8 protein-coding genes and 1 pseudogene are annotated in these 11,367 nt (G+C 68.5%); 8 read left to right on the plus strand and 1 reads right to left on the minus strand.

The genetic code is table 11. From position 1 onward, the window contains the following. Both QZV72_RS05035 and QZV72_RS05040 read left to right on the plus strand, forming a co-directional pair. Positions 1 to 673 (plus strand): annotated as a pseudogene (locus QZV72_RS05035) (hypothetical protein); the annotation flags it as partial. Between the two features lie 127 nt (positions 674 to 800). After that, positions 801 to 1,955 (plus strand): YhjD/YihY/BrkB family envelope integrity protein, encoded by a 1,155-nt coding sequence (locus QZV72_RS05040; RefSeq protein ID WP_297005969.1) that lies wholly within the window; start codon positions 801 to 803, stop codon positions 1,953 to 1,955. Between the two features lie 176 nt (positions 1,956 to 2,131). On the opposite strand, the gene QZV72_RS05045 is transcribed toward QZV72_RS05040, so the two are convergent. Then, positions 2,132 to 3,409 (minus strand): D-alanyl-D-alanine carboxypeptidase family protein, encoded by a 1,278-nt coding sequence (locus QZV72_RS05045; protein WP_297005971.1) that lies wholly within the window; start codon positions 3,407 to 3,409, stop codon positions 2,132 to 2,134. A gap of 36 nt (positions 3,410 to 3,445) precedes the next feature. On the opposite strand from QZV72_RS05045, the gene QZV72_RS05050 reads away from it, so the two are divergent. The 6 genes from QZV72_RS05050 to QZV72_RS05075 all read left to right on the plus strand — a co-directional run. Then, positions 3,446 to 4,783 (plus strand): adenosine deaminase, encoded by a 1,338-nt coding sequence (locus QZV72_RS05050; RefSeq protein WP_297005973.1) that lies wholly within the window; start codon positions 3,446 to 3,448, stop codon positions 4,781 to 4,783. Positions 4,784 to 5,001: 218 nt separating this feature from the next. Further along, entirely contained in the window at positions 5,002 to 6,840 is a 1,839-nt protein-coding gene (locus QZV72_RS05055) for an ABC transporter ATP-binding protein (RefSeq protein ID WP_297005975.1), read from the plus strand. 11 nt (positions 6,841 to 6,851) lie between these two features. Then, the gene (locus QZV72_RS05060) at positions 6,852 to 8,609 is read left to right on the plus strand and encodes an ABC transporter ATP-binding protein (RefSeq protein WP_297005977.1); all 1,758 of its coding nucleotides are present in this window, start codon (positions 6,852 to 6,854) and stop codon (positions 8,607 to 8,609) included. Between the two features lie 10 nt (positions 8,610 to 8,619). Then, complete coding sequence (locus QZV72_RS05065) at positions 8,620 to 9,276, plus strand: TetR/AcrR family transcriptional regulator (RefSeq protein WP_297005978.1); 657 nt, start codon at positions 8,620 to 8,622, stop codon at positions 9,274 to 9,276. Positions 9,277 to 9,354: 78 nt separating this feature from the next. Continuing rightward, positions 9,355 to 10,371 carry an ABC transporter substrate-binding protein gene (locus tag QZV72_RS05070; RefSeq protein ID WP_297005980.1) on the plus strand — a complete coding sequence of 339 codons (1,017 nt, stop codon included), beginning with the start codon at positions 9,355 to 9,357 and terminating at the stop codon, positions 10,369 to 10,371. Between the two features lie 105 nt (positions 10,372 to 10,476). Further along, positions 10,477 to 11,367, plus strand: an 891-nt coding sequence (locus tag QZV72_RS05075) for an aminotransferase class I/II-fold pyridoxal phosphate-dependent enzyme (protein ID WP_297005982.1), incomplete at its 3' end; no start/stop codon positions are given.

Raw genomic sequence — 11,367 nt, forward strand, 5'->3', positions numbered from 1 at the left:
ATCGCCCGCATCCGCTGAAGGAGACTCCGTGAACGCCCCGAGCAACCGCCCCACCAATCCCTGGGCCGCCGGAACGCGCCAGGGGACATCAGGGGCGAACAAGGGAAGGACCGTCGTCATCGGGGCCGGCGTCTTCGCGGTGGTGCTGTGCGTGGTCGTCGGCGCCTGGTTCCTCGGCAGGAGCACTTCCGGGGAGGGTGCAGCGTCCCCCACAACCGGGACCACCGGCGTGACCGGGGGAGCAAAGGCGGCGGCGTCGCCCACCGTCACCACCGTCACCGTCGCCCCGGAGCCCACGGCGCCGACCGCCGTCCCACCCCCCGACACGTCGCCTACGACCACCCGGCCGGAGCCGGAACCCGGCGGGAACACTGGCGCCGGTTCCGGTCCGCTGGCCTGCGACGGGCGTGGCGTCCTCGTCGTGAACTCGATCTACGGCAACAGCCCCGGCTTCCGGCAGGAGGTGGACACCTCCCTCGCGGAGAATCCGGGCAGTGTGCTGATGAACCCCGGGGACTGCCCGTCGCTGCGGCCCCGCCACAACGGGGCCGCCGTCTACGCCGTCGTCGTCGACTACGGCGATGATCTGGCGTCCCTGTGCACCGCCGAGCTCAACGGCGGTGGCAACGCCCGCCTGCTCAACAGTGACACCTCGTACTCTTCGCCCTGCTGACCGGATACGGTGCGCGGGCAGTCCCGGTCAGGCCGGTGTGACCGGCGGGCGGTTCCCGCGCCCCGACCGTCATTCCGCATTATTGTGGAGCACCGTCCCCTGAACCGACGACCGTGAGGATACGCCGATGGCAGCCACCACCAGAGCCACCACCGGAGCCAGCAATGTGGCCACCTCGACAGGAGAGGACTCCGGCACTGCCGACGCTGTGGCGGTCAAGGAACCCACCGCCGTGGAGAAGCTCCGGGCGAAATGGCCCTGGCTCGACCATGTCATGCACATGAACGAGCGGTACGGTGAACAGGGCGGCAACTACTATTCCGCCGGCATCACCTACTTCTCGGTGCTGTCCGTCTTCCCGTTGGTGATGCTGGTGGTGGCCGTGGTGGCCATGGTCCTGGCAGGCAATGAGGATCTGCTCAACGACATCATCGACAGCATCAAGGACTCGGTGTCCGGTGATCTCGGCGACACCCTCACCGACATCCTCAACACCGCCATCGGACAACGTGGCAGTATCTTCGGCATCGGTCTCGTGCTGACCCTCTGGACCGGACTCGGCTGGATCGGGAACCTGCGCGCCGGCATCTCCGCGATGTGGAAGGCGCAGCTCACCGCCGACAGCTTCCTCAAGGGGAAGATCAGTGACCTCATCGCCCTGATCGGTCTGCTGGTCTCCCTCATCGTCGCATTCGCCGTCACGGCGATCGGATCCGGGGGATTCACCTGGACCATCATCGAGACGCTGAACATGGACGACATCGGGGGCATCAGGGTCGTGGTCTGGCTCATCGCGTTGTTGATCGCCCTGGCGGCGAACTGGGTCGTGATGTTCTGGATGCTGATGTTCTTCCCCCGCACCCACGTGCCCCGCAAGGCGGCGGTGCGCGGTGCGCTGATCGGCGCCGTCGGACTGGAGTTCTTCAAGCAGTTCGCCACCGTCTTCTTCAACAACACGATGTCCAACCCGGCCGGTGCGGCGTTCGGCCCGGTCATCGGTGTGATGGTCCTGCTCTACCTGCTGTGGCGCATCACCCTGTACTGCTCCGCCTGGGTCGCCACGACCCCGGAGGCTCTCGCCGAGATGATCCCGGACGCACCGGCCCCCGCGATCATCCAGATCCGGCGGGACGCCAACCCGCGGGCGAGGGCAGAGAAGACGACCGGACAGAACGTCCGGAAGGCGGGGCTGGTCGGCGCGGGGGCGGCCTTGGGCGTTCTGCTCGGCGGGATCGTCATGAAGACCGGCAGTGCGGTCGGCGGGCTGTTCCGCAAGAACTGAACGAGGACCCGTGGCAGTCAGTGCAGGGGTCAGGGGAGGGACGCCGGACGGTGAGTAATGGTCGCACTGCGCGGCACCGACCGCTGCTCCCGGGCCCGAGGTGCGACCATTTCTCACCGCAGCCGAGGGTCTGAGCTTCCGGATCAACCTGTGTGATCCGTTCTTTCCACGGACGGTCAGCGCCGGCGGCGGAGGAACAGCCAGGCACCGGCGGCGAGGACGCACACGACAGCGGCGACGATGACCGCCACCACAGTGGTGGACGCGGCCCCGTCGGTCCCGGACGTCTCAGCGGCCCCGGCCGGCACGGCCGCCGCGGTCCCCGTGGAATCCGCAGCACCAGCAGTGTCCGCCGCGTCCACCAGCCGTCCGACCGAGGCGTCCCGCGGGGCGTCGAACGCGGCGTCAAAGACAGTCGCCGCCTGCTCCCACGGGCGTCCCGCGGCGATCGTCGAGTTGAGCATCACCACCCCCAGCGTCCGCCCCCTGCGGGAGACCGCGGCGGCGTAGGTGTGGCGCGCGTTGTCGGTGAACCCCGTCTTCCCGCCGAGCGTCCCGGGGTAGGCGTGGAGCAGACCGTTGTCACTGGCGATCCGGAACGCCGGATTCTCCCCGAACCCGGGGAACGTCGCCTGCCCCGTACCGAGCAGTTTCCGGACGTCCGCCCGCTGGAACGCCGCACGGTACACCAGCGCGAGATCGTAGGCGGTGGTCTGAGCATCCGGGGTGTCCAGCCCGTTGACCGTGGTCACCCGGGTCGCTCGCACCCCGAGTGAGTCTGCCAGCGCCTGCATTTTCGCGACCGTGGCGTCCGTCCCGCCGAGGGCACCGGCCAGGGCCAGGGCGGCGTCGTTCCCGGAGTTCATCACCAGGCCCTGCAGCAGCTGCTCCGCGGTGTATTTCCCGCCGGGGCCCACACCCACCTTCGAGCCGTCGACATTCGCCATCTCCTCGGTGACGCGCACCCGCTGATCCATGTCGAGCTCGTCGAGAGCCACCATGACCAGCAGGATCTTGATGACCGACGCCGGGCGGTACAGTCCGTACGGGTCCTTCGCCGCCAGCACGTCACCGGAGTCGACGTCGTAGAGGACGTAACTGCCCAGGCTCAGCCGCGTCGGCATGTCCAGCCCGTCCGCGGCGACCTTTCCACAGGTGTCCAGTTCCGATCCCCCGGGTCCCGGCCTATCCACCGTGATCACCGGGTCGGTGCCGGCGTCACGCAGCGCGTCCCTGTCGTAGGCGCGCGGCAGACGTCGGTCGTAGCGGCAGTCGTCGGTCCAGATCGCGTGGTCACGGGGCAGCGGGACGCCCACCGGGGACGTCATCGGCAACCACTGCGCCCGTGGCATGCCGTTGAGTCCGGCGTCCAGGACGAGATCCTGGGCGGTGGCGGGGGAGACGGTGGCGGACGCCATGAGCACGGCGAGACCGGCGGAAACGAGTGTACGCATCGTGGTGGAACTCTACCGGCGGTATCGTGGAGCACCATGACCGAACCCTCTGACCACTCCGCGCCCTCGTTCTCCTCCGTCGATCCCGAGATCGTCCGCACCCTGCCCAAGGTCGTCCTCCACGACCACCTGGACGGCGGGCTGCGTCCCCGGACCATCATCGAGATCGCCGCCGAGACCGGCTACGACGCCCTTCCCACCACCGACGCCGCCGAACTGGAGAAGTGGTTCTTCGACGCCGCGAACTCCGGCGACCTGCCGACCTACCTCACCACCTTCGACCACACCACCGCCGTCATGCAGACGAAGGACGCCCTGGTCCGTGTCACCAAGGAGGCCGTCGAGGACCTCGCCGCCGACGGCGTCTGCTACGCCGAGCTGCGGTACGCCCCCGAGCAGCACCAGGCCAAGGGCCTGAGCCTGCAGGAGGTCGTCGACGCGACCGTGCAGGGTGTCAAGGAAGGCGAGCGGGCCGCCGCTGCCGCCGGTCACCGCATCCACGCCAGACTGCTGCTGTGCGCCATGCGCCACGCCGACCGGGCGCTGGAGATCGCCCAGCTGCTCGTCGACAACTACGGCGAGCACTCCCCGGGCGAGGGCTATGTCGTCGGTTTCGACATCGCCGGTGCAGAGGACGGCTTCCCACCCTCGAACCACGTCGCCGCATTCAACCTGCTGCGTGAGAACCTCATCCCGGTGACCGTTCACGCCGGTGAGGCCGCCGGTGTGGAGTCCATCGCCGACGGGCTGCGCCAGGGCGCGGTGCGCATCGGCCACGGCGTCCGGATCTACGAGGATCTGGAGGCGACCATGGGAGGGCTGGAGCTCGGCAGGATCGCGAGGTTCGTCCGCGACCGACGGATTCCGCTGGAGATCTGCCCGACCTCCAACACCCAGACCGGTATCTGCGACACGGTGGAGGATCACCCCTTCAACCTGCTCTACGAGCTCGGCTTCACCTGCACCGTGAACACCGACAACCGGCTGGTCTCCGGCTGCACGATGAGCGGTGAGATGATCAAGCTCGCCGAGGCCTTCGACCTGGAGTACTGGCAGTTCCTCGAGCTGACGACCAACGCGTTGGAGAGCGCGTTCTGTGACCAGCCGCTGCGCGACGAGTTGGAGCGCGAGGTCATCTACCCCGCCTACTCGAAACTGGGGGACGCGATGGATCTCGCCGTCGACGAGGTCGAGGGACGCGCCGCCGCTGCCGGGATCGACGCCCTGCACGGGGAGCATGCGCACGTCCATGGCGTGGGGTCCGAGGAGGTCGAGTTGTCGATGGAGAATCTCAAGGCGGAGCTGGAGCAGCTGGGCCTCAGCCTTGACGACGAGGACGCCGACGGTGCCGAGGGTGCTGACGGGAAGAAGTAGTGCTCGACCCCGTTCACCCGGCGTGACATAGACGGAGAGGTCACCGAGTCCACGGATTCGTGGCCTCTCCGTCTATGTCACCGGTGGTGAACGGGGGCGTGGTGGATGGGGCAGGGGGCGGACGGGGGAGTGGTCGGGTGTGACCCTTGCGGTCGGAACCGCCGACACCTAGTGTGACAGACATTCACAGTTAGGTAGTGCAACCCTCAAGGAGGATCATGTCTGCGCAGTCGCAGAGTCCGCAGGAGCCGTCCACGCAGCCACCACCGGACCAGGCACCGGGGAAGACCGTTGAAGACCACACAGGCCGGGACTCCCTGGACCGACCTGCAACCCGGTCGGGGCAGGTGGCCGGGGCAGCGGCCAAGGCTGAACGGAAGGCGGGCGCAGCCGCACTGAAGAGCCTGCTCAGTCCCGTCGCCGGACGACTCATGCTCGGGCGCATCCTCGCCGCGGTATCCGCTGTGCTCGCCGTGGTTCCCTACATCGCCCTGGTGAAGATCGGCGCCCTGCTCATCGACGGCGCCGCCGATGGTGCGGGCATCGACGGCGATGAGGTCAACCGTTGGCTGACGATCCTCCTCGGTGCCTTCATGGCGCGGCTCCTCATCTACTTCGTCGCCCTGACCGTCACCCACTTCGCCGATATCGCACTCGGCCACGGTATTCGGCTGCGTATGGTGAAACGCTTCGCGAAGGCACCGTTGAGCTGGTTCACCGCCACGAACTCCGGCCGCGTCCGCAAAGGTCTGCAGGATGACATCGCCACCGTGCACTACCTCATCGCCCACCAGCCGGTCGAGGGCACCAGTGCGGTGGTCATGCCACTGGCGCTGATGGTCTACGCCTTCGTCGTCGACTGGCGGCTCGGACTGCTGGCGGTCGCCGTGGTCCCGGTCTACATGCTGGCCATGGCGATGACCATGCGGGGCATGGGGGAGAAGACGGTGGAGATGGACCGGCGGCTCGGTGACGTCTCGGCCCGCATGGTCGAGTTCGTCACCGGTATCTCCGTGGTCAAGGCCTTCGGTACGGTCGGCCGCGCCCACCGCAGCTACCAGCGGTCCGCCGACGAGTTCTACGACTTCTACCTCGGCTGGGTGAAACCGCTGATGGCCGTGTCCTCGCTGGGCCAGTCGATCCTCGCGGTACCGCTGATCCTGCTGGTCAACCTCGGTGGCGGCATGCTGCTGGTGCACAACGGGGTCGTCGGGGTGGCGGATGTGCTCGCCACCTCGCTGATCGCGCTGCTCGTGCCGTACTCGCTGGAGACGATGATGGGCAACACCTGGTCCAGCCAGATCGCCGGCGCCGCCGCGCTGCGCCTGGTCGACCTGCTGGAGATCCCCGTCCTGCGGGACGCCGACGACGCCGGCACAACGACCCCCACCTCCCACGACGTCACCTTCGACCACGTCACCTACCGTTACCCCGGGGTGGACACCCCGGCGGTCGACGACGTCACCCTCACCCTTCCCGCCGGCACGGTCACCGCCCTGGTCGGCCCGTCGGGTTCCGGCAAGTCGACCATCGCCACGCTGCTCGCGCGGTTCGATGATCCGCAGTCGGGCACGGTGGCCATCGGCGGCGTCCCCGTCAGAGACATCACCGACCTGTACTCCCATGTCGGGTTCGTGCTGCAGGAACCGCAGCTCACCGCGGTGAGCATCCGCGACAACATCGCCCTGGGCCGACCGGACGCCACAGATGCGCAGGTCCGGGCTGCGGCGGCGTCCGCCCATGTCCTGAGTGAGATCGAGGCGTTGCCGGACGGCTTCGACACGGTCTACGGGTCGGATACCGGTCTGTCCGGCGGGCAGGCGCAACGCATCGCCATCGCCCGTGCCCTGTTGGTGGACGCCCCGGTTCTCGTCCTCGACGAGGCCACCGCGTTGACCGACCCCGAGTCCCAGCACGAGATCCAGCAGGCGCTGTCCACCCTCGCGGTCGGACGCACGGTGCTGGTCATCGCCCACCGGCCGGAGGCGATCGTCGGTGTGGACCGCATCATCCATGTCGACGACGGACGTGTCACCGCACAGGAGGCCACCGTATGAGAGGCGCACGCATGACACTCCCCCTGATCGACATCATTCCCCGGCTCCGCCGCATGATCTCCCGACCGCGGGCCATGACCCCGGCACTGCTCGTCAGTGCAGCGTCCGGGCTGGTCGAGGGGTTGGCGCTGGCGTCCCTGCTGCCGGCGGTCTCGTCGCTGGCCACCGACGGCCCGTGGTGGGGACTGACCACGCCCGGCTGGCTCGCGGTCCTGACCGTGCTGACGCTGGCCGGGGTCGGCCTGAACTTCGTCAAGGACCAGTGGAACTACCGGGTGGCGATGGACTTCCTGCGCAGTATCCACCGGTTGGTGGGTGACAAGGTCTCACGGCAGCCGCTGGGGTGGTTCGCCCGTCCACTGGCCGGGCGTCTGTCCCGGATGGTCTCCTCCGAGCTGATGACCACCGGCGAGATCTTCGCCCACATGATCGGCCCACTGGTGTCCCGCACCGTCACGGCGACGGTGGTGATCGTCGTCGCCTGGATCTGGAATCCGTGGCTCGGGCTGATCCTCACGCTCGCGGTGCCGGTGTTCGTCGTCATTGTCCTGTGTTCGACGGCACTGGCCAGGAGGGGCGGACGCATCCATGAGCCGGATGAGATCGAGCTCGCCGACCGGATCGTGGAGTTCGCCCAGTGCCAGGGTGCACTGCGGTCCTGCGGGCGCAGCGGGGACTTCGCCCCACTGACAGGGGCGCTCGACACTGCCCTGGCCTCGAAGCGGAGGGCGCTGTGGTCCGAGACACTCGGGATGCTGCTCTCCGGGGCACTGGTCCAGGGGGTGATCGTCGCTGTCATCGCGGTGACCGGCCTGCTGGCCGTCGACGGGACGTTGGAGCCGGTGCCGGCACTGGCGTTCATCGGCCTGGCACTGCAGTTCACCTCCACCCTGTCTGCGATCACCGAGGGTGCGATGAGCCTGGAGACCCGGCGTCCGCTGCTGGACGGCATCGACGAGGTACTCACCGCGGAACCGTTGCCGGTGCCGGACGCCCCGGTGGAACTCACCGCGCCGGGGTCGGTGGAGCTGCGTGACGTCTCCTTCGGGTATTCGTCGGATGTTCCGGTGCTGCAGGGGGTCTCCTTCCGGGTGCCGGCCGGTTCCATGGTCGCGCTCGTGGGCCCCTCGGGTTCAGGAAAGACGACGGTGGAGAAGCTCGTCGCGCGATTCTACGACGTGGACGCCGGTGAGGTTCTCGTCGGTGGCGTTCCGGTCACGCGGCAGACCCCCGGGCAGCTCATGGCGCAGCTGTCGATGGTCTTCCAGGACGTGTACCTCTTCGACGACTCCCTGGAGGCGAACATCGCCGTCGGGCGGGAGGACGCGTCCGCCGCCGAGATCCGGCACGTCGCCGACCTGGCGGGGGTCACCGAGATTGCGGAGCGTCTGCCGGCGGGGTGGGACACGCGGGTCGGTGAGGGCGGTAAGTCGCTGTCCGGTGGTGAGCGGCAGCGCGTGGCCATCGCCCGGGCGTTGCTCAAGCAGGCCCCGATCGTGCTGCTGGATGAGGCGACGAGTGCCCTGGACGTGGAGAATGAGGTGCACATCGTCGCCTCCGTCGAACAGTTGCGCAGGACAGCGACGGTGCTGGTTGTCGCCCACCGGCTGGACACCATCGCGGGTGCGGACCGGATCGTGCTGCTCACCGGGGACGGTCGGATCGAGGCGGAGGGTACCCACGCCGAACTACTCGCCGCGGGCGGGACCTACACCCGGTTCTGGAACCATCTGCACCATGCGCAGGGGTGGCGCCTGGTGGACCGATAGGCTGGTCGGTATGTCAGTACCGTCAGTGCCGAGGAACGCCGGCCGTAGGACCGGGCCGAAACCCACGTTCACCAGGGATGATGTGGTGGATGCGGCGATCGGTCTCGGGTTGGACACCTTCACTCTCGCCAAGGTGGCGGAGCGTATCGGTGTGGTGACCTCGGCGGTGTACCGGCGGTTCGACTCCCGTGACGACCTGTTGGACGCCTGCCTGGCCCGGGCGGCGTCCACGATCGCTGTGCCGCGTCCCGGGATGACGTGGCAGGAGATCTGCCGGCTGTGGGCGGACGAGTGCTGGCGGGTCTGCGAGGGTTTTCCGGGACTGGCGCGGACGGTCTACTCGTACGCGCCGGCGTTCGCCCATGTCGGGCCGGTGGCCGGAGCCTTCGCACGGGCGTTGGAGGGGCACGGGTACTCGCGGGGGCAGGCCGAGTTCGCGCTGGACTTCCTGGGGGACACGGTCTTCTCGTGCCGGCTGGGGGTGGAGTCGATGCGCGCCACGGACGAGTCCGGGGCGACCGGTCTGGACCGGGTTCGCGAGCGGATCGACGTCGGCTCACCCGACCATCCCTTCCCGCCGGACGATTCCTGGACCGACCGGGGGTTCACCGACGTGAAGGTGGAGTTCATCATCGAGGGTCTGGAGCGGAACTGGCCGGCCCTCTGAGGGGGTGAGCCGGGCGTTTACCCCCGCTATCGTGAATCACATTGACAGTTACGTGAAGTGAGCCTAACTTCATCGAACATGACACGGATTCCGTCTCCACGCACCCGGCCCGCCACGACGGCGGCCACCGCCCTGCTCACTCTCGGCCTGGGGCTCACCGCGGGCCTCACCGCCTGCGGCTCCGACAGTGACGACACAGCTACCCCGGATGCCGGGGGTGCCGGGGGCACCGTCACCCTCGCGAACGCTTTCGGCGACGCCGACTACCCGGTGGATCCGAGGCGGGTCGTGGTCACCGCGTCCGCCCTCGACAATGTTCTGGCCCTCGGCGTCACCCCGACCGCGGTCGTCATGACCGACCAGGACGAGGGCGCCCCCTGGCGGGAGGGAATGCTCGACGGCGTAGAGCGGATCACCGTGTCCACCTACGGTGACCTCGATGTCGAGAAGATCGCCGGAGCAGACCCGGACGTCATCATCGGCGACATCTACTGGATCGACTCGCAGGACGAGTACGACCGGCTCTCGGATATCGCCCCCACCCTCAACGGCCCCTCCCGGGATCCGATGAAGGCCACCTGGAAGGAGCGGCTCACACAACTCGGTGAGCTCTTCGACAGACGGGACGAGGCACAGCGGATCCTCGATGAGGACGCCGGCCTCTTCACACGGGCGAGGGAGGACATGGCGGGCCTGGCGGGGAAGACCGGTTGGGTGGGGCGTGACCAGGGGGACGGGAAGATCGGTGCGTCACCGGACCCCGCCGAGGCGTCCAACTCCTTCCTCTACGACCTCGGCATGACCCTTCCGGCGGACATCGAGGGAAGGGAACCCAATGCCGCCGGCGGCTCTTACGTGGTCAGCCCGGAGAACTACGATGAGTTCGCCGCCGACTTCTCGGTGATCTACAGTGCCGCGGGCATCGCGTCACTGGAGAGCCGTCCGACCTTCGCCGCTCTCCCGCAGGTGAGGAACGGCACCATGGTCAGTGACAACTACGCCGTCGTCATCGGACTGGCCCAGCCCAGTTCACTGGTCCGGGCATGGGCGCTCGATGAACTGCGCCCGGTCCTGGTGAAGGTCGCCGCAGAGTAGGACCGCAGGGCAGGTCGGGTGACCCGGTCCCGGCAGGGTGCCGGGCGCCGCGCGCGGGAGGTTGACACAGGTCAATGATCCGTCGGGGTGTGGCATAGTGGCTACGTGAACGTCCCTCCCCCCATCACCGGTTCGACCGCCGCAGGTATCGCCGAGAGCATCCGCGGACTCGTTGACCGCGGGGAGCTTGATCCCGGTGACCGACTGCCCCCGGTGCGCACCCTCGCCGAACGGCTCGGCGTCAACCGGAACACCGTTCAGGCCGCCTACCGTGTGCTCGTCCGCGCGGGGGTCGCGGTGAGCCGTCGCGGTGCGGGCACCACCATCACCTCCCATGAGGACGCGGTGACCGAGGGTGCGTCCGGGACCGCGGACGGTGCGGCGCGAGACATCGGCCACGGCAATCCCGACCGCGACCTGCTGCCCGACCCCGCCTCGGTGCGGCTCATCCCGGCGCCGGCCCCACTGTACGGCACCCCGGCGACCTTCCCCGGGCTGGAGGAGGTCGCACTGTGTGAGTTCACTCCGGACCTGGCCGACCGGGCGGGGACGGCAGCGGTCAGTGTGACCGCCGGGGCGGTGGATGCCGTGGAACGGCTGCTGTCCACCACCCTCGCCTCCGGGGACGCCGTGGTGCTGGAGGACCCGTGCTTCCTCACCTCGGTCAACGCCACCCGCCTGGCCGGTTACCGGACCGTGCCCGTGCCGGTGGACGCCGAGGGGCTGGAGGTCGCGGCCCTGCGTGAGGCACTGACGGCCGGGGCGCGTGCGGTGGTGTGCACGCCGCGGGCACACAATCCGACCGGGGTGAGTCTGTCAGCGACCCGGGCAACGGCGTTGCGCCAGGTGATCGCCGATTTCCCCGGCGTCCTGATTATCGAGGACGACCAGTTCTCGCTGCTGTCGGTGAGCCCCTATGAGACGGTGATCCCGGTTGGTCACCAGCGGTGGGCACTGGTGCGGTCGATGTCGAAGTTCCTCGGGCCGGATCTGCGC

It is taken from the genome of uncultured Corynebacterium sp. (assembly GCF_902782855.1).
Taxonomy (GTDB): Bacteria; Actinomycetota; Actinomycetes; order Mycobacteriales; family Mycobacteriaceae; genus Corynebacterium.

Excerpts from the sequence above, each read along its gene's own strand:
- QZV72_RS05040 (WP_297005969.1), top strand. The coding sequence starts at position 801 with ATGGCAGCCACCACCAGAGCCACCACCGGAGCCAGCAATGTGGCCACC.
- QZV72_RS05045 (WP_297005971.1), bottom strand. The coding sequence starts at position 3,409 with ATGCGTACACTCGTTTCCGCCGGTCTCGCCGTGCTCATGGCGTCCGCC.
- QZV72_RS05050 (WP_297005973.1), top strand. The coding sequence starts at position 3,446 with ATGACCGAACCCTCTGACCACTCCGCGCCCTCGTTCTCCTCCGTCGAT.
- QZV72_RS05055 (WP_297005975.1), top strand. The coding sequence starts at position 5,002 with ATGTCTGCGCAGTCGCAGAGTCCGCAGGAGCCGTCCACGCAGCCACCA.
- QZV72_RS05060 (WP_297005977.1), top strand. The coding sequence starts at position 6,852 with ATGACACTCCCCCTGATCGACATCATTCCCCGGCTCCGCCGCATGATC.
- QZV72_RS05065 (WP_297005978.1), top strand. The coding sequence starts at position 8,620 with ATGTCAGTACCGTCAGTGCCGAGGAACGCCGGCCGTAGGACCGGGCCG.
- QZV72_RS05070 (WP_297005980.1), top strand. The coding sequence starts at position 9,355 with ATGACACGGATTCCGTCTCCACGCACCCGGCCCGCCACGACGGCGGCC.